Origin of the sequence: Pseudosulfitobacter sp. DSM 107133 (assembly GCF_022788695.1) — a bacterium.
Taxonomy (GTDB): domain Bacteria; phylum Pseudomonadota; class Alphaproteobacteria; order Rhodobacterales; family Rhodobacteraceae; genus Pseudosulfitobacter.
On record NZ_CP085154.1, the window covers coordinates 80182 to 98899 of the forward strand.

The window sequence follows — 18718 nt, forward strand, 5'->3', positions numbered from 1 at the left end:
CCGCACATGCAAAAGCCGCCCGATGATACGGGCGGCTTTGGTGTTTCAGGCGGCAAAGCTTAGGCCAGCTTGGGTTCCAGTTCGACCGACCACAGCTCGACATCGGCGCTGTCCATCAGGCGCACGGTCATCACGCCGGTGTCGGCGGCAATGTCGACCTTGCCGAAGAACTGCATACCGTCGCTGGGCGGCAGGTTGGCCTGACCCGGCTCGGGGTGCTTGGCATAGCGGACCTCGGGGCCGAATGTGTTGTCGTAATCGCTGGGGCCGAAGGTGCCCGCGTGCAGCGGACCCGATACGAACTCCCAAAACGGTTCAAACTCCTGAAACACCGCGCGGTCGGGCGAGTAGTGGTGGGCTGCGGTGTAGTGCACATCGGCGGTCAGCCAGACGGTGTTGGTGATTTCAGCCGCCTTGATGAACGACAGAACCGCCGCGATGTCTTTTTCGCGGCCCAGCACGGGACCGTCACCGTTTGCCCCGTTTTCCATGTTGTCGCCATCGCGCACCATCATGCCGATCGGCATGTCCGAGGCGATGACCTTCCATGTGGCCGTGGAATTCACCATTTCCCGCTTCAGCCATGCCAGCTGATCGGCGCCAAGGAACGGCGTGCCTTCGGCTTCGGTGTTGGCAGTGTTGTCGCCGCGATAGGTGCGCATGTCGATGACAAAGATGTCCAGCAACGGGCCGTAGGACACCTTGCGATAGACGCGCATCGGTTCGGCCAGCGATTGCCGTGTCGGCATCATTTCGTGGAATGCGCGGTGGGCACGGGCAGACAGCGTTTGCATGGATTTGACGGTGTAACGGTCGTCTTCGGCCAGCACTTCATCGGGGTACCAGTTGTTCGTAACTTCGTGGTCGTCCCACTGGGCGATGATCGGAACGGCGGCGTTCAGCGCCTTCACGTTCTTGTCCATGTAGTTGTACAGGTGCTGACCGCGGAATTCTTCCAGCGTCTCGGCCACTTTGGTCTTGGCGGGGGTGACGATGTTTTTCCAGAAGGTGCCGTCAGCCAGTTCGACCTCTTCTTTCAGCGGACCGTCGGCATAGACGGTGTCGCCCGAGTGCAGGAAAAAGTCGGGGTTGTGGCCCAGCATGGTGGCATAGGTGGTCATGCCGCCGCGGTCCTCGTCGATGCCCCAGCCCTGACCTGCGGTGTCGCCCGACCAGACAAAGCTGATGTCGCGGTTGCCCATGGGCGCGGTGCGGAACGTGCCTGTGGTGGGTTCGGACAGGGTGCCGTCGGCCAGATCGGCCATGGTCACGCGGTAAAAGATGTCCTGATCGCTGGGCAGGCCGGTCAGGGCCATCTTGCCCGTGTAATCCGTAGGCGTGCCCACGGCCAGTGCGGGTACGGCGCGTGCGTCGGTCATGCTTTCGGTTGTGGCCCATTCTACCAGCATCTTGGCCTCGCGGTCGGCGCGGCTCCAGATCACAGCACCATCATGGGCGACATCGCCGGACATCACGCCGTGGGTGATCATCGGGCGCGATTGGGCGCGTGACAGGGACGGCATGGACATGGAAACGCCAAGGGCGGCGGTGCCCAGCAGGGTCTGGCGGCGGGTAAAGGTAATGCGTGGCATCGGATGCTCCGTGATTAATTGATAGCCGGAGCGATGCGCCGATTTGGTAACAGTGGGGTGATGGTCAGACGACAGAAATACGAAACCTGTATGACGTCAGGTTTGAATGTGCTGCCAGGCTCATCGTGGCACATGACAAAACGCGAACCGCTCCCTTGATCTGGTCAGGCGGCCCATTCGATCGGGTGCCCGGCCTTGGTCAAGAAAGCGGTGCGCGTTTGGTGTCGTGATGTAAGAAGAACGGTTGTCAGCCGAAGTTGTTGCGTCCGTCGTCCCGCACCTGTCCGTATTTCTGCGACGGTTTGTAATCTGACGTGTGTTCTTGTGTGTTGCGTTTGCCGGTCGCGGCAAAGATGATTGCGGCGACCAGGATGAGGGCAAGAAGCCCAAAAGCAAGCATATCGAGACTCATGATCCTTTCCTTTCCTCAAGCGTGTCTCGGGGGCTCAACACTGGCGAAAGGTCAAGGTTCCATGAATCGGGACCTGAATCAGATTCAAATTTTCACAGTTCGTGCAGGTAACAGTGGATTTAACGGGTGCTGGCCTTGAACCGCCCATTCGACACCACCGGCAGGTGGCATCTGGAACAGTGGTTAACCTGCCAAGCCCAGCACGCCAACACGGGCATGCTGAGTTGCTTTGCGCGCGCTACAGATCAGGCGAAAACCAGAGATCCGATGGGGTTGCCGTCATTCATTGAACGGCGCAGGGCCCGATAAATCGCAATGTTTTCTTCGATTTCCTTGGCGCTCATATCCAGCGACAGAGTGGCGCGGGCTTCGTTTTCCTGGCCGGCCAGACCATAGACCAACGCAAGATTGGCGCGCACATAGGGCGCTGCGTTCGGGTCGCGCACCAGTTCTTGCAGGATACTGATGGATTTGGCGGAATGACCAGTCAGCGCCAGCGACAGCGCATAGTTGCTGCGCAGGATGAAATTCGTGGGATAGGCGGACAAACCGTCCTGATAGACCTTTTGCGCCTTAAGATGTTGCGACATCGTATCCAGCGCCACACCCTTGCCGGTGATTGCCGAGATATTGCTGCGGTTGTTGCGCAGCGCCTTGTCGTAATATTTGATCGCCTCGTCCGGGCGTTTTTGCGACAGGTAGACGCGGCCCAAGATTGCCAGAACATCGTCATTGCTGGGCGCCAGTTCATGTGCCCGCAACAGGACGGTTTCGGCCCTGCCATGCTGGCCCATGCGCGAATAGGCGTCACCGGCGCCTTTCAGGGCATCCACCGAATCCGGATTACTGGCCAGTTCCTTTTCGAACAATCTGGCGGCATTGGTATAATCGCCTGACTCTGCCGTAGCCTGCGCCAGCCGCAATGTGCTTGATCCGGCTGCGGTGGTTTGGTCCGGTCCGGCATTTGGCACTGTTTGCACCGCACAGGCGGACAGGCTGGCTGCGGCGACAATCAGACATAGGCGGCGAAAATGGGCAACAAGCAAAGTCAATGTAAAGCTCCGGTCTGTTTGGGTCGGCATTATGCGCCCCTGTTGTAATCTGTAATGCGCAATGTGGTCACCTGACCAGCATGATCTGCCCGCAATGGGCCGCGTGAAGGGTCAGGTCAGCTTCGCCGATGCCGATGCCAAGCGTTTCCAGAATTGAATCCAGCACCGCGTCCAGCGGCACAAGGATCAGGGCCGGCAGCGGTTCCAGCAGGTTGGTGACCAGCGACAGAATGCTGGTCACGAGCGTCGAGAGCAGCCCGACCGAGGCGTCCAGCCGGATGTCGGCATCGGCAAGCAAGGTGCTAACGCCGGAACTCAGCAGCGATTCGGACCCGAAGGTTTTGGTCTGGCCCTGTTCTGCGCGGGTGAACTGGGTTTGCGAGGATTCTGAAACACCGATCGCTGCATGGGACTTGATCATGACATCAGCCCCAACGCTAAGCAGTATGCTGACGTTGATGTTCAGGCCCAGCAGCTTTGCATGTGTCAGGTTGTCGGTACTTAGCGGTGTCGTGTTGTCGGCAAAGTCGGGGGCAGGAAAGTTGCCCAGAAACAGTTCGGCGACGTGGGTGCCGGTCTCTCCTGTCAGCGGGTCGATCCCGGTGTCGAAAGTCACCAGGGGTTCGGCGTCACCGGCTCCGCAATCAATCTCTGTCAGGGTGGCCGTGGCGCTGGCAATCTCAAGGTAGATCGGGACCTCGATATCAACGATATCCAGCGTGGTGGCCACGCCGGACAGAATGTCGGTGCTAAGCGTCAGGTCCAGTTTCATGCGCACCTGCGCGGTGTGCGCGGTGGCGCCTTTTTCTCCGAACATGATCCAGGCCGGGCGTTCGCCCACCACCAGTTGCAGCCGCGTCGCGGTCAGGTCGGGGATCGCCAGGTTCAGCGAGGTGTCGATATAGCGGTCGGCCGTGATCACATCGACCGAGGACATCAGCACATCCAGCACCGAAACGGTAACCGTGGGCAGCACGTCCTCAAGCTGCGCCGCCACGTTGCCGCCTTCGACCCCGATCAGCTTTTCGGCATCCAGCAGCGCGCTCGCGCCCGAGTTCAGTACTGCCTGCAACACCGCTGTCGACCCAGCCACCGCGCCTGTGTCCAAAAGCGCGCCTGCCACATGCGGCAGTTCGATGTCACTGCTCAGCAGGTCGGCGTAGGTCAGCGCCGTCAGCCCCGCGCGGGTGGCCAGCGCATCGGAAAAGGTCAACAGGTCGATATCGGCATCGGCCAGCGCCTGATAGTCCAGCAGTGTCAGGGAAATGTTGCTGCCTGTCGCTTCCGACAGCAGCGCGTTCAGCAGGCCTTCGTTCAGCGACAGCAAGCGCGACCCCAAACTGAAGCTTGCCAGATCAAACCGCGCTGCGGTCGCCCTGGCACCCAGTCGCGTCGAATCCTGGCTAAGAAAGGTGCGGGCGAAATACAGCGGTGATGCCTGGTGCAACTGGACGGTGGCGGCATTCACATCATCATCCTCCAGGTTCCGGTCTGTCAGCCTGGCGTCCGGGGTCAGTGATGCGTCGCGCCGGTAGCGGGCATAGGTGATCGAGGTCATCGTGCTTGGGTCCAGACCGTTGCCATCAAGCGTGGTCAGCGCCCAATCGGCAGGGCTGTCGTGCAGATTTTTCACGGCGCTGACGGCGGCAAGATCGGCACGCGTTTGCAGCGTTTTTTGCTGGAAATAGAGCGAACTTAGATCAACCCCCAATGCGACGAACCCCAGCAGCATCGTCAGCACCAGTGCGAAAATGATCGCCGCCGCCCCGCGTTCGTCTGCGCAAAACCGCCAAAGCTTGTGCTTAATAGGCAATGTAGCTGCTCCGCGTCAGTGTGACGAAATCGATACCGATAAACCCGCCCGCCAGCGCAACCGCCGAACCTTGCAGGTCATAGGTCAGCGACACCTGAATCCCGTCCGGGTCCGAAAGGGGTACGGTGGTGTAGGTTACCTTGTCCTGCGCCAGAAAAGTGAAACGCGCGTCGGCTTCGGTGATGAAAGTATTGGCCGCAGCCACTCTGTCGTCTTGCTGGAACTCGATTGCCGAATACCGCGCTGCCTCTGCGGCCAGTTGTTGCAGGCTGTTGGCAATGGCGAAATACTGGCCAAAGCAGATGATCCCGAACACCATCGACAACAGGATCGGCAGGACCAGCACAAATTCGACCGCCGTGGCACCGTCTTCGGTCTTCAGGAAATGACGGGTGAAGGTTTTCATCCGAATCCACCATTCATGATGTTGTCCAGAATGCTCAGCGCTGCCGGGCCGACCAGCACAATGAACAGCGGTGGCATGATGAACAGGATCAGCGGCATCGTCATCAACGCCGGTGCGCGTCCGGCCTGTTCCTCGATTTTCAGCAAACGCCCGGCCCGTTCGTCGCGCATCAGGGTGCGCATGGCACCGGCAAAGGGCGTGCCGTAGCGTTCGGCTTGCATCAGCGCATTGGCAAAGATGGTGATCTCGCTGAGCGGCAGGCGGGTGCTGAAATTGCGCCAGGCGTCGTCGCGGCTGGGCAGGATATTCAGCTCGGCCACCAGTTGCTGCATTTCGAAGGCCAGAGGCTGACAGAACATGCGGATTTCGGCGGCGACGCGGCTGAGCGAGGGGTTGGCGCTAAGGCCGGATTCGCTGGCGATGACCAGCAGTTCCAGCATATCGGGAAAGCTTTTGCGCACCTGTTTGAAACGGCGGTTGCGGATCTGGACCAGCACGACGTCCGGGGCCTTGGACAAAACAAGCGCAGCGCCGCAGCACCACATCACGACAACCAACCAGTTGTCAGCCCTGTCGCCCCGTGCCACCACGAACCACAACACCGCCAGCAAAGCGCCCGTGGCCGGCAGCACAAGCTTGAGAAAGGCATAGATCAAGACCGCATCGCGGCTGCGAAACCCGGCGGTACGCAACAGTACGGTCGAGGTTTCCGCCTCGCCTCCGCGCATAATCGACACGCGTTCGAAGGTTTCCGTGGCAAGCTTGCGAAATACCTGTGCAATCTTCTGAAGCAGGGAACGGCGCTGTGCGGCGCTGCGCACGGGCATCCGCCCGAGGCTGCGGTTGATACGGCCCAGCCGGACGCGCCGGTCGAGTATGCTTAGCACGGACAACTGGAACAGGATCAGCACCGGCAAGGCGATGGCAAGCTGTGCCACAAAGGAGAGATCGCTAAACATCGAGACGTGACAACTTGTACATGCTGAAAATTCCCAGGCACAGGCTGAACAATGCGGCACCAGCCATCACCTGGCCGCGGGGGTCGATCACCAGCGGGTTCAGATAGCCGGGGTTCATGATGTACAGCACAATGGCCACCACAAACGGCAGGCTGGACAGGATCACCGCGCTCACGCGGATTTCGGCGGACATGGCGGCGGCCTTTTTGCGCAGTTTCTTTCTGTCACGCAGCTGTTCGGCCAGGTTTTCCAAGGTCTCGACAAGGTTCCCGCCGGTTTCGGACTGTAGGTTGGTGGCCACAGTCACGAAATGCGCCTCGGGCGAACCGATCCGCGTGGCAACACCCGCCAGCGCCCGGATCAACGGCACGCCCAGCTTCAGCTCTTCACAGCACCGCCGGAATTCCTCCTGCGCGATCCCACGCGCATGCTGCGCCACGACCGCAAGCGCTGCCGGAATCGGCTGACCTGCACGCAGGCCGCGCGCCAGAATATCCAGGCAATCGGGCAGGGCATTGTTAAAGGCCCGCACCCGACGGGCCCGCAAGCCGCCAAGCGTCACATTGAACAATACCCACCCGGATCCGGCTCCGACAGCAACGGCCAAAGGCCAGACAAGCAGCCGCGCATACCAAAGGCCCAGCCCAACAGCCGACGCGATCAGCAGCATCACGATCAACGCGGCCAGCGGCGAAATCTCCAGCCCGGCCTCTTTCAACCGGACCTGAAGCAGGCCAACCACCCCGCCCTTTGTATGGCGCAACCCGTCCTTTTCTGTGTTTTGCAAGGCGTCCAGGCGGCGCATTACTCGGGCCGTGGCCCGCCCCGGATGATCCGAGCTGAAACGCACAAGCCGCGCGCGACGCAAGCGACGCGAACGATCGAGCAACATAAGGCCTGAAAACCCCAGGATCAGGCAGGTTAGAAAGCTCAGCACGAAATAGACAATGATCGGGGTCATGAGCGGTCCACCAACAGATCGCGCACAGAGTTATCCAGCCCGTGTTCTTTCGCGCGGTCGATAAAATGGGGCAGGGTTCCGCAGCTTTGGAATGTGCCCGTGATTTCTTCACCGACACGTCCCTGCACGCGGTCAAAGCGGAACAGGTCTTGCATGCTGATGACTTTGCCTTCCATCCCGACCACTTCGGCAATCGAGGTCACGCGCCGCACACCATCATGCATTCGTGAAATCTGCACGATCAGATGTAGTGCATCCTTCAGCTGGTCGCGGACAAAATCTGCGGACAAGGGCACACCGGACATCGCAATCAGGTTTTCCATCCGCGTCAGGGCCTCGCGGGGGCTGTTGGCGTGTACCGTGCTCATCGACCCGTCATGGCCGGTGTTCATGGCTTGCAGCATGTCCAATGCCTCGTCACCGCGAACCTCGCCAATGATGATCCGGTCGGGGCGCATCCGCAATGCATTGCGGAACAGGTGGCGCATGGACACTTCACCGGTGCCCTCAATTGTCGGGGGACGGGTTTCCAGGCGCACCACATGGGGCTGTTGCAGCCGCAGTTCCGCGGCATCCTCGATGGTGACAATCCGTTCGTTTGCAGGAATTTCGCGCGATACGGCGTTCAACATGGTTGTTTTACCAGCACCCGTACCGCCCGAGAACAGGATGTTCAGTCGCAAGTGGGCCGCAATCCGCAACAGTTCGGCCATTTGTGGGGACAGGGTGTTGCGGCTGGTCAGATCGGCAAGGGTCAGTTCGTCCTTGGGAAATTTGCGGATGGTGATGGTTGGCCCATCCACCGCCAGCGGCGGGATGGTCACGTTGATCCGGCTGCCATCGGCCAAACGGGTATCGACCAGCGGGGTGCTCTCGTCGACGCGCCTGCCTGCTTGCGATACGATGCGGCTTGCAATGTTCATTACATGCTGATCGTCCCGAAAGGACACGTCCGTCAGCTCAAGCTGGCCCGCTCGTTCGACATAGACCTTTTGCGGGCCGTTGACCAAAATATCAGAGACGTCATCGTCAGCCAGCAACCGTTCAAGCGGGCCAAAGCCCATCATGTCATCGACCACATAGCTGACCAGATCGGCGCTTTCGGCCCCGTTCAGGTCAAGCTTTTGGGCAGCGCAGGCGCTAAGCACCGCATCGCGGATGGTGTCGCGCTGTGCCTCGGGCGGCAGGGCTGACAGCGCTTGAAGATCCAGCAGCGTCAGTGCTTCGGGCAGGATTTTGCGGCTCAGCGCGTTCAGCCGTTTGGCAAAGCCCGGCATATAGCTGTTTGGCGCGACGCGTTCGGCACGCGGGGATGCCGCAGCGGGTGCGGGCTGGGTCGGGGGGGCGAAATGCTGCATCAACGCGCGCTGGTCGGCACGCGGCACGCTTTGGCCGGTCTGTGCTTCATACCAGTCGATCGCGCTGCTGATCTCGTGCCAGCCAATTGTCTCGCCCGCCTGCGCGACCTGCGCCAGGCGGGTCTCGATCACGACCTGCAAGCGGTCCAGACTCTCTTGGGGCAGGATCGCAACTTCAGACATCGCTTGCTACTTTCTTCCAGCTCCAGAAGCCGCGCCGCGCCGATTTTCCCACTGCCAACGGCGTTTCCAGTTGCGCCACCAGCTGCGAGACCTTGCGGCCATATCCGCTGCGTGGTGACAGTTTCTGCAGCGGAACCCCTTTGACGGCGGCCCGTGCCAGATCGGCCCCGCATTGGGGCAGTATCATGTCGATGTCACGGTCCAGCGCGGTCGAGATTTCGGATTTGCGCAGCCCTGCATCGCGCCGAACCTGCGACATGATACAGGTTATTCGCGGCCCTGATTTGCGATCCCCGATGCGGTGCAGCAACCGGCTGCAACTGCGGATCGATGTGAACCCCTGGCCCAGAACCAGCACCAATTCGTCCATACCATCGACGATTGCCGGAGACTCGACCAGCAGGGTGCGTGGCAAATCCACGATCAATGTCGGGTAATCAGCCCTGATCTGTGACAGCAAGGCAGGAAAGCCGGCCTCGTACGATCCGATGCGGCCCTGTTCGCTGGACTCGGCTGAATACAGCGCCAGACCGGCCATTGGCGTGGCCATTGTTGCGTTCAAAAAAGTGCGGTCCACCCGCTCTGGTGCCATCAGCGCCTCAAGCAGGCCCGAGGTGGTGTCCATGTCAAAATCAATCGCCAGCGAGCCAAAGCTGAGGTCGGCATCGACCAGCGCAACACTGCCCAGACTGTCACGCGCCAGTTTGCCCGCGCGCGCTTGTCCCAAATAGGCGACCGCCAGATTTGCCGCCAGAACGCTGGCGCCGACACCGCCGCTGACACCGCAAATGCCAATGGTGCGCGCACTGGCCACAAGCGGTGCTGCCGGTGCGGGTGTCCCGTCCAGCCCAAGCGCCACTTCGGTGTCGTTTTCCAACGGCAGCACCAGATAATCGCGCGCACCCGCCGAGATGAAACGGCGATAGGTTTCGACACTGTTTTGCCGTCCCAACAGAACCAGCCGGACGCCTTCAAGCACCAGCTCGTTCACCATCGACAGGCTTGCGTCCATGTCTTCGGATCCCAACTCGACCACCAGCACATCACCCAGCGATGTCATGCCGGTCAGACGGGCTGCGGTTGCCAGTGTTCCCGCGTGGAAATTGACGCTGCCGTCACGACCAAGCTGGCGCGCGATCTGGTCGACGGCGGTCTTGGCTTCTTCAGAGGTGACAAATGCCTCGACCCGCACTGTGCCGGTGCGCATGTTCGCGGTGGAAAGGGGGCGGTTCACATCGGTCTCCTTGTCAGCAGTGTCATTTTCGCGCTGTCCGTGCTGTTTCGGCAGGGGCCAACACGTCGCCCGGTTCATGGACCATGACAGCAAGGTTGATGGCGCTGGCACAGCCCAGATCTTCAACTCCGGGCGTGCATTCGACCCGCACGCCGCTGGCGCGAACAAGCCGGATAAGCCCGGTTTGACGGGGCACCGACGGATAGGTGGTAAAGCTTTGATCCATTCCGATGCGGACCCGCGATGGCACGAATGACAGCGCAGCATGCATGGTTTCCTGACGTCCCGCATCTGTGCGGGGCGAACCGCTGGTGGGAATGGTTACGATCAGCACGTCGCCCTTGCGCAGGGCATTCTGTCGCAGAAAATGGTTGATCCCGGCACGTTCCGATTTCGAAAGCCCCGAAGACTTGGCACCAAAGCGATAGGTGTGTTGGGTCTCGACATAGGCTGCCGACATCCGGTCAACCGCGCCGACACCCATTTGCGGTACGCTGCAACCGGAGAGAGCTGTACCAAGTGCAAAGATGGCGATTGCGCCGCGCGCCTTGAGAAAATGCATAATCATTGAAGGATAAGCCCCGCTTTGCCGTTGATGCTTTTGACTGAGACCGGGCCACCTTCATCCGGTGTGCCAAAGGTCAGTTCACCCAGGAAATTGCGGCTCAGCCGGTCTGCGGGTCTGAATTTGTCCACCGGTGTTTTGAACTTGCCGGGGGCGCTGGGCTCTACAAGATAGGGGGTCACGATGATGACCAACTCTGTCTCGCCCTGTTGGAAGCTGGTTGACCGGAACAGCGCGCCCAGCAGGGGAATTTCGCCCAGGCCGGGGATCGCTTTGATATTCTGCTGCGATGTCGCCTTGAACAGCCCGGCAATGGCAAAGCTTTGCCCGCTGCTGACCTCGATGGTGGTGGCCGCGCTGCGTTCAAGGATCAGGGGCAGGTTTTGCAGATCGGTGGTGCTGCCTTTGGAAAAATCAAGCTCGCGGATCTTGGTGTTGACCATCAGCTTGATCTTGTCCGACCGCAGAACCTCGGGTTCAAAATCCAGTTCGACGCCAAAGGGTTCAAATACAACCCGAACCTCGCCATTCGAGGACTGGGTTTGATAGGGAAAGCGGCCACCGGCCAGAAAGGTTGCCTTGTCACCCGACCGCGCCGTCAGGTTCGGTTCGGACAGGATGGTAACCAGTCCCTCGTTCTTGAGCGCCTCAAGCGTGACCCCCTGAAGCGAGTTTCCGACGCTGAAGTCAGCCCCCAGCGCATAGCCGCCCGTCACCGAGCCGCCCCCTGTCAGCCCGTTGCCCGACAGCGCGGTCCAGTTCGTGCCGAGATCCTCGGTGACTGTACGCGAAACTTCGGCGATCTTGACCTGAAGATTGATCTGCGCAGGCGTGTCCAGCGACAGGCTGTTGACCACCGGAACCGATTCACCTGCCAATGTCTGGACGATGGATTGAACCTGTTCAGCGTCGCGGATCGTGGCCACACGGCCCGTCATCACCAGTGCGCCGTCTACCTCGACAATCGAAAACCTTCCGCCTTGAACCGAGGCGCGCGCGGCACCGTTCAGCGCGTCGATATTGGTCGTGACCTTGACCGAACTGGCCACCGACACCTCGTCCGAAGAGTCGATTACAAACAGCGTCGTTTCGCCCATCGACTTGCCGTAGATATACAACAGCGTTGGTGACTTGATCTCGACATCCGCGATTTCAGGATTGGCCAGGAATACCGTTTCGGACGGGCTGTCCAGTTTCAGCAGCTTGCCTTCGCCTGCGAACAGCTGAACCGGACGTCCGGTGCTTTCGATGTAGGTTTGGGCGTGGCTGGTTGCCGACAGGCCCAGCAGATTGGCCCCCAGCAGAAAAACAGTCACAAAAGAAACGGGGGGGGGCAGCAATCGAGATAACATGGCGATCCTATTGACTGTCAGATTACGGGTTTGACCCCGTGGTATCTGGTGGTGAACTGGCAACAGCGCTGTCAGGCGCAGGAACGGGTTGAGGTAGAATGCTTTGGCTGCGCGAGGATGAGCTGCCCCGGACAACGCGTACCCCGGAGGGCGCGACCGGCTTCGCACTGGGCGCAGGCAAGCCGGAAATCTGCGTGGCCAGGACGGGCGGATCGTTGGCGATCACCGGCATGTCGTCATCGGTCTTCTGGCTTAGCACCAGAACCAGATCACCCGTATGGCGCGCCAGCGCCAGCACCTTGGCGCCCTCGGGATGCAGTTCCAGCGTGATTGTCCGTGGTGCCGCTGTATTGGTCACACCGGCGGAACCGTTCGACTGGTCTGTTGCGATCACCTGAACATTCTGAAGAACCGTGCGCACGGCACGCACGCCGCTTTGATCGTCATAGGACAGCAGCACATCAATTCTGTCGCCCAAATCAATCAGGCCGGCAGCTGCGGTTTCACCAGTCAAAGGCAGGGCAATCGCCCGCATTCCGGGACGCAGCAGTGTGGCAATACCGGCAAAAGTTGGGGTTTCCGCCACAGGTGGAACTTCAGGTTCTGGAATGGAATAAACTACAGGTTGTATGTCAGAGCTTACAAACGGCGTATTCGCCGGAATCATACGACGGGCGCTTAATTGAATTAGCGCCATCCTGTTTTCTTCGGTATCGGCAATTAAATTTTCGCCTGCCTGCCCTGAATTCATCTCAACAGACAATAATTCATGGCTGGAAATCTGCCCGCCGGAATCAATTGTAGAACCGGCGAATAGATAGGCTTCTTTTGGCACCACCGTTGCAATCATCGGCTGGCTTGGGGGCAAAGGCTCGGGCACGCTGTTCGCCTGAACGCCGACCCAAGCCACGCCTCCTGCAAGCACCAAGGAGGTCATAATCACAAGGATTGTGCGCGATGAGAACTCCATTTGTCCACCTTAGCCGTCGGGACTATTCGGAAGTAAGTGCGGTGTTCACAGTCTGAAAGCCGGTGTGTACGTTCGTACCAAGAGTTGCAACCGTTCCCACGATTACGGCCGCAATAAGAGCCGCAAACAAACCATATTCAATCGCCGTCGCGCCATCTTCGTCACGAGCGAATCTTTTGATAAACTTCAGTGTCATGATTTTCACTTAGCCTCGTTGTTTATTATTAATAATTCGCAGCATTTCTATTCTGATGCCGCGCACACTCATAGGCAGAAACCCGCCTAAGAAAAATATACGCACAACTTAAACGGTCGCGCAACATCGAATAGTGAAAAGGGATGCAAATCGTTATCTTTTGGCGGCTTCTTGGGAATTATGTCGAATATCTACATCCGTTAGTATGTTGTATACTTATACTAATGATATTAACTACAAACTAAAGATTGCAACTATTTACAAATTGCCGCTATTTGCTTTGATTCGCATGCGCGGGTGGTCCGCGCAGAGCACAGGCAAGCACATGAAAGCCGACCTATGGATCGCTCTTGAAATCCAGAAACAGGGTGTAATGCGGCAGATACGCACTGGTGGCTGTTAAAAATGCAGAGGTTGGACAGCTATTCAGCGGCCATCGCGCGCCATCAATGGTCGGCGGGCTCGTGGAAAACATCCTCGACGTCAAATGTCACCTCGGTGCGGTACAGATGGTCTGTCGAGGTGGTCTCGATCTTGCCGTTCAATTGCGTCGCAAACGCGCGGATCAGTTGCGCGCCCAATCCTGCTTCGTTGGGTTCGATGTCCTTGAAGTTTGCACCAATCGAGTTTTCACAGATCAAACGCGCAGACCCGCCGTCCAGCTGCTTGAGCGAGACAAAAAGATAGGGTCTTTGACCATCCTCAGCGCCGATAAACTTTAGCGCATTGGTGCCCAGTTCCGAGGCCAGCAAGGTCAACGGAACTGCCTGATCGGGGAACAGCACGACCTCGTCGAAATCGTGTTTATAGTCGAGACCGCTGATATTGTTTGACAGCACCAGACGTTCAAACAGGTCTGGCAGCAGGGCGCCGGCATTGGTGCGGCTCAGGTTTTCGGTCTGGTACAGGCTTTTGTGGACCGAGGACAGGCTCATCACCCGCTCTTGCAGCCGGCGCAGGATATCGCGGGTCTCTGGCTCTGTGGCCTTGCGGATCTGCATGTTCATGATCGACGAAATCAGTTGCAGGTTGTTGCGCACCCGGTGGTGTATTTCTTTGAGCAGAACGTTCTTTTCACGCAGCGCGTCTTCCATTTGCGCTTCGTCGTCCAGCAGGTGAAATGCCATTTCGGCAAGCGCATCTTCCAGGTCCTGCAATTCGGCAGACAGCGAAAACTGATCCGAAGCCGATGGCAGCCGACGCGTGCGCGAAAACGCCTGCACCTTGTTGCGCAGATTTTTGACGTGGCGCACAACCAGCCGGTCAACGGCATAATAGGCGACAGCCAGGCTGGCCACGAACATCAATAGTGGAAACAACAGGGGCGCGCTGGAGAACCAGCCAATAGCAGGCCTGCGATATTCGACAGGCCATGCAGCCAGCGCGTAGACCAGTCCCGGCACAACCGGCACCACGGCAAAGGCCTGCTCCTGATCAAATTGGTTGTGGGCGATAAAGGTCTGGGTCCAGTTGCCGTTCAGCGCCTCGAATTTGAAATTCTGGGGCACATAGATGGTTTGGTCGGCTGTCGACGACACCGTGGTCAGAATGTCGCCACGTTCGTTGTAAGTGGTCAGGCTGAGCGGGCGGCGCGTGTTTGACGGCAGCCACGGCACACCCAGTTCGGAACGGGGCAGCGACATCGCGATATAGCCGCGAAAGGTATCGTCCTGATAGGATGGAAACAGCACATCAATGGCCGCGCCACTGCCCGTGTCACTGTTGTGGGTCGGGTCGATCCACATGCGCGGGGTTGCGAATTGTTGGGTCAGGTCGGACCAACTGCTAAGATCCGTATTAGACCCGCCGGATGAGCAGACCATTGTGCCGCCGGGATCAAGGAAGCCGACAAAAGAATAGGCTCCGGTCTCTTTGATATACTGGCTCAGGTAATCGCCGCAGCGTTCCGGCTCGACCAGCATCAACTGCAAGACGGCTGTCAGTGCCTGCGCCGCACCAAATGCACGCTCGAAAACCTGTCTTTCAGAGACAGCCGCAGTGTTGGTCAGCGCCAGCAGCGCCAGTTCCGAACGGTTGTCGACCTCGCGCGACAGATCGCGGGTTTGCAATACGCCCATGGCGCCAATCGGCAACAGCGCCAACGCCAGAAAGGCCGCGACCCAAAATCTCAGGCCGCGCGAAAACGTCCAGGTCGACGATCTGGCGCGTCCCGGGTTTGCCATCAGAACGCAGAGGAGCCGTTCGCTGCCACCACTGCGACCGTTGCGCTGTCGGTCATGATCATTGAATCCTCGTCTTCAAGGTGCATCAGTTCAGCCAGACGTTTGCGTCCGCGATTGGCACGGCTTTTGATCGTACCGACGGCAACGCCACACATTTCGGCAGCTTCTTCGTAGGAAAATCCCGACGCGCCCACAAGCACGAGTGTCTCGCGTTGTTCATCTGGCAATTGCGCAAAAGCCTTGCGGAAATCGGTCATTTGCAAACGTCCGTCATGGGCGGGCTTTTCGGCCATCTTGCCCGTGTGGATTCCGTCAACATCCGCGACTTCGCGTTTCACCTTGCGGCGGCTGGAATAATAGGTGTTGCGCAGAATGGTGAACAACCATGCCCGCATGTTGGTGCCCTGCTGGAACTTGTCGATGTTTGTCCATGCCTTGACCACGGTATCCTGGACCATGTCGTCGGCCACGGCACCGTTGCGTGTCAAACTCAGGGCGAACGCCCGCAAGGCCGGCAGGTGGTCTACCAGCTCGTTTCTTGGATCTGAATCGCTCATTTATGGTCACCTGACCCCTTTTTGGCGTCTTGCTCCTGAAGCTGCGCAAGCAACTCCTTGAAGCGATCGGGAATCTCTTCCTCGACCTTTTCCTGAAAGACGCGTCGCAGGTTGTCGTCGATCTGCTTGCGTGTTCCAGAATTCGGTTCAGTGTTTGCCATTGTTAAATTCGCCCAATATCAGAAGTATACTTTTGCGCACTTGGTTGGGAACAAAACACAGTATGCCGCGTTTGGTTCCCAAGAAATTCGAAATTCGGGGAAATATTATGACTTCTGAGAATACAGGCCAAGACCGTACAGCCGAGATTGGTTCGGTACTGCCTTATCTGCGCCGCTATGCGCGCGCGCTGACTGGTTCGCAAACGGGCGGCGACCGCTATGCGGCGGCCTCGCTTGAAGCGATCCTTGCCGACAGCAGTGCGCTGGATCCGGGGCTGCATATCAAAACCGCCCTGTTCAAAGTGCTGCATGTGATCTGGCAGGCCAGCAAGGTCGATGCGATGGATTCTTCCGATGATATCATGGAGGGCGCTGCGCAAAAGCATCTGTCGAAACTGACAGACAACACACGCGAAGCGCTGTTGTTGCACACAATCGAAGAATTCGATTTTGGCGCGGTTGCCGACATTATGGGTGTTGACCGCGACGAGGCCGAGCACCTGGTCAAAGTCGCACACCGCGAGATGGCCGACAGCATCGCAGGCCGTGTTCTGATTATCGAAGACGAACCGATCATCGCGATGGATCTGGAAAACCTGGTGGGTGACCTGGGGCACCGGATCACCGGTATCGCACGCACCCGTGACGAGGCCGTAAAACTGGGCACAGCGGACAAGCCCGATCTGATCCTTGCCGATATCCGTCTGGCGGACAACTCGTCTGGCATCGATGCGGTGAACGATCTGTTGGGGCAGTTTGGCAATCTGCCAGTGATCTTTATCACCGCTTACCCGGAACGTCTGTTGACGGGCGAACGTCCTGAACCTGCCTTTTTGATTTCGAAACCCTATAAGGAAGATCAGGTAAAATCGGCGGTCAGTCAGGCGATGTTCTTTTCAACAACCGCGACGCTGAAGGTCTGAGTTTCAGAACCGGATTGCGCAACTGTTTCCAATGGCCCGTCGCAGATATGCGGCGGGTCTTTGTATGTGCGGGCATTGAAAACGGCGCGCGGCTGGAACATGTTGACGGAACAGAAAGGCGTTCCACATGAAGCAGAGCGACGTTCTTATTGTCGGCGCAGGTCCGACAGGTCTGGTGCTTGCGCTATGGTTGCAGGCGCAGGGTGTCGGGGTTCGGATCATCGACAAGGCCGGCGGACCGGGCACAACGTCGCGGGCGATGGTGATCCACGCCCGCACGCTGGAACTGTACCGGCAGATGGGTATGGCCGACGCCGTGGTCGCCGCGGGGCATCCCAGCCGCGTGGTGAACATGTGGGCGCGCGGCAAGCGGCGCGCGCGGATCGACATGCGCGACTTTGGCGGCGATATCACGCCCTATCCCTATCTTCTGATTTTTCCACAGGACCAACACGAGGCTTTCCTGTGCGACCAGATCGCCAGGCGCGGCCTGACGATCGAGCGCAACACCGAACTGTTGGAGGCCGAAGACACGGGCGATCAGGTGACAGCGACGCTGCGCGGACCTGATGGCACCACCGAGGTTTGCACAGCCCGTTTCATGGTTGGTGCTGACGGGGCCGCATCGACAGTGCGCAAGGGATTGGGTGGCAGTTTCGACGGGGGCACCTATCAGGCGCTGCTGTATGTGGCCGACGTTGAGGTGGCGCAGGACACGTTCAACGGCAACGTCCACCTTTCCTTTGATGAGACCGACTTTCTGCTGGTGTTCCCATACGGCACCGAAGGCAAGATGCGGCTGGTGGGAAGCGTGCGGTCTGAACGGGTGGCGCAATCCGGCGAGCTGAACTTTGAGGATGTGGGCCACGAAAGTCTGCATGCGATGGGTATTACGGTAACGCACCTGAACTGGTTTTCGACCTACAAATCGCACCACCGCATGACCGACCGGTTCCGGCAGGGCAACATCTTTTTGGCCGGGGATGCCGCGCATATACACAGCCCCGCGGGCGGGCAGGGGATGAACACCGGCATCGGTGATGCGGTCAACCTGGCATGGAAACTGGCGGCGGTGGTGAACGGGCGCGGCAATCAGGCTTTGCTGGACAGCTATCACGATGAACGCGCAGCCTTTGCACGGACATTGATAAGAACCACCGATCAGGCGTTCAATCTGGCCTCGCGTAAGGGCAGCCTGTTTGGCTTTATGCGCACCTATGTGGTGCCGAACGTGGCCAAGCTGGCCTTTGGGCTGGCGTCAGCGCGGGCGGCGATGTTCCGGGCGATTTCGCAGGTTGCGATCAGCTATTCGGACGGTCCGCTGGGCACCGGCACGGCAGGATCGGTGTCGGGTGGCGACAGGTTGCCGTTCGTGCATTTGGACGGGGGCGACAACTATGGCCCGTTGGCAGACATCACATGGCAGGTGCATGTCTATGGCCAGCCATCCGGTGCTTTGCGCTCATGGTGCGCAGACCGTGACATTCCACTGCATGTCTTTGCATGGGGCAAAGGTTGTGAAGCCGCAGGGCTCATGCGCGACGCTGCCTATTTGCTGCGTCCCGACACCTATGTGGGCTGCGCTGTGCCAAAGGGTGACGTCGAACCGCTGCAAGCCTATCTGACTCATCTGGGGGTATGACTTAGGCTCTGGACCCATTAATTCTATATACTCAGCGGCGATTTCGCGAAATTTCAAAGGTTTGGGGCGTGCAGCCAATAGTGGTTCTATTTGCAAGCGACCCAAGACGTTGAAATGAAGCGAAATCGCCGCCCTTCGGGTTTGACGGATTTTCCCGCAGCCTGCGGCGCATCTGCTTAAAATAGAACCACTATTCTTG

At 58.9% G+C, this 18718-nt stretch carries 18 protein-coding genes; 2 read left to right on the forward strand and 16 right to left on the reverse strand.

The window, feature by feature from the left end; genetic code table 11:
* Nucleotides 1-59 precede the first annotated feature (59 nt).
* From DSM107133_RS00380 to DSM107133_RS00455, 16 genes are all read right to left on the reverse strand, one after another.
* Entirely contained in the window at nucleotides 60-1592 is a 1533-nt protein-coding gene (locus tag DSM107133_RS00380) for an alkaline phosphatase D family protein (RefSeq protein ID WP_162791966.1), read from the reverse strand.
* 247 nt (nucleotides 1593-1839) lie between these two features.
* The gene (locus DSM107133_RS00385; RefSeq protein WP_162791965.1) at nucleotides 1840-2004 is read right to left on the reverse strand and encodes a hypothetical protein; all 165 of its coding nucleotides are present in this window, start codon (nucleotides 2002-2004) and stop codon (nucleotides 1840-1842) included.
* 245 nt (nucleotides 2005-2249) lie between these two features.
* On the reverse strand, nucleotides 2250-3086 hold the full coding sequence (locus DSM107133_RS00390) for a tetratricopeptide repeat protein (protein WP_114292309.1): 837 nt from the start codon (nucleotides 3084-3086) through the stop codon (nucleotides 2250-2252).
* Between the two features lie 37 nt (nucleotides 3087-3123).
* Entirely contained in the window at nucleotides 3124-4869 is a 1746-nt protein-coding gene (locus DSM107133_RS00395; protein ID WP_114292308.1) for a pilus assembly protein TadG-related protein, read from the reverse strand.
* A complete protein-coding gene (locus tag DSM107133_RS00400) occupies nucleotides 4859-5275 on the reverse strand; it encodes a TadE/TadG family type IV pilus assembly protein (RefSeq protein ID WP_114292307.1) in 417 nt (138 codons plus the stop codon). The genes DSM107133_RS00395 and DSM107133_RS00400 overlap by 11 nt, the downstream gene beginning before the upstream one ends.
* Nucleotides 5272-6234 (reverse strand): type II secretion system F family protein, encoded by a 963-nt coding sequence (locus DSM107133_RS00405; protein WP_114292306.1) that lies wholly within the window; start codon nucleotides 6232-6234, stop codon nucleotides 5272-5274. The genes DSM107133_RS00400 and DSM107133_RS00405 overlap by 4 nt, the downstream gene beginning before the upstream one ends.
* Entirely contained in the window at nucleotides 6227-7195 is a 969-nt protein-coding gene (locus tag DSM107133_RS00410; protein ID WP_114292305.1) for a type II secretion system F family protein, read from the reverse strand. The genes DSM107133_RS00405 and DSM107133_RS00410 overlap by 8 nt, the downstream gene beginning before the upstream one ends.
* On the reverse strand, nucleotides 7192-8736 hold the full coding sequence (locus tag DSM107133_RS00415) for a CpaF family protein (protein WP_114292304.1): 1545 nt from the start codon (nucleotides 8734-8736) through the stop codon (nucleotides 7192-7194). The genes DSM107133_RS00410 and DSM107133_RS00415 overlap by 4 nt, the downstream gene beginning before the upstream one ends.
* Nucleotides 8729-9970, reverse strand: a complete 1242-nt coding sequence (locus tag DSM107133_RS00420; RefSeq protein ID WP_114292303.1) for a hypothetical protein — start codon at nucleotides 9968-9970, stop codon at nucleotides 8729-8731. The genes DSM107133_RS00415 and DSM107133_RS00420 overlap by 8 nt, the downstream gene beginning before the upstream one ends.
* Nucleotides 9971-9992: 22 nt before the next feature.
* Complete coding sequence (locus DSM107133_RS00425) at nucleotides 9993-10538, reverse strand: CpaD family pilus assembly lipoprotein (protein WP_114292302.1); 546 nt, start codon at nucleotides 10536-10538, stop codon at nucleotides 9993-9995.
* Nucleotides 10535-11851: a type II and III secretion system protein family protein gene (locus DSM107133_RS00430; protein ID WP_240310423.1), complete on the reverse strand. Its 1317-nt coding sequence runs from the start codon at nucleotides 11849-11851 to the stop codon at nucleotides 10535-10537. The genes DSM107133_RS00425 and DSM107133_RS00430 overlap by 4 nt, the downstream gene beginning before the upstream one ends.
* Before the next feature lie 58 nt (nucleotides 11852-11909).
* On the reverse strand, nucleotides 11910-12857 hold the full coding sequence (cpaB, locus tag DSM107133_RS00435) for a Flp pilus assembly protein CpaB (RefSeq protein WP_114292300.1): 948 nt from the start codon (nucleotides 12855-12857) through the stop codon (nucleotides 11910-11912).
* Between the two features lie 22 nt (nucleotides 12858-12879).
* On the reverse strand, nucleotides 12880-13053 hold the full coding sequence (locus tag DSM107133_RS00440) for a Flp family type IVb pilin (protein WP_114292322.1): 174 nt from the start codon (nucleotides 13051-13053) through the stop codon (nucleotides 12880-12882).
* Nucleotides 13054-13499: 446 nt separating this feature from the next.
* A complete protein-coding gene (locus DSM107133_RS00445) occupies nucleotides 13500-15236 on the reverse strand; it encodes a sensor histidine kinase (protein ID WP_114292298.1) in 1737 nt (578 codons plus the stop codon).
* Nucleotides 15236-15793, reverse strand: a complete 558-nt coding sequence (locus DSM107133_RS00450; RefSeq protein WP_114292297.1) for an RNA polymerase sigma factor — start codon at nucleotides 15791-15793, stop codon at nucleotides 15236-15238. The genes DSM107133_RS00445 and DSM107133_RS00450 overlap by 1 nt, the downstream gene beginning before the upstream one ends.
* Entirely contained in the window at nucleotides 15790-15954 is a 165-nt protein-coding gene (locus DSM107133_RS00455; RefSeq protein WP_114292296.1) for a NepR family anti-sigma factor, read from the reverse strand. The genes DSM107133_RS00450 and DSM107133_RS00455 overlap by 4 nt, the downstream gene beginning before the upstream one ends.
* A 107-nt stretch (nucleotides 15955-16061) precedes the next feature.
* Here DSM107133_RS00455 and DSM107133_RS00460 point away from each other — a divergent pair, with 107 nt between their 5' ends.
* Both DSM107133_RS00460 and DSM107133_RS00465 read left to right on the forward strand, forming a co-directional pair.
* Nucleotides 16062-16877, forward strand: a complete 816-nt coding sequence (locus DSM107133_RS00460) for a response regulator (RefSeq protein WP_114292321.1) — start codon at nucleotides 16062-16064, stop codon at nucleotides 16875-16877.
* Nucleotides 16878-17004: 127 nt separating this feature from the next.
* Nucleotides 17005-18519, forward strand: coding sequence for an FAD-dependent monooxygenase (locus DSM107133_RS00465; RefSeq protein ID WP_114292295.1), 1515 nt, complete (start codon nucleotides 17005-17007; stop codon nucleotides 18517-18519).
* Nucleotides 18520-18718: the final 199 nt, after the last annotated feature.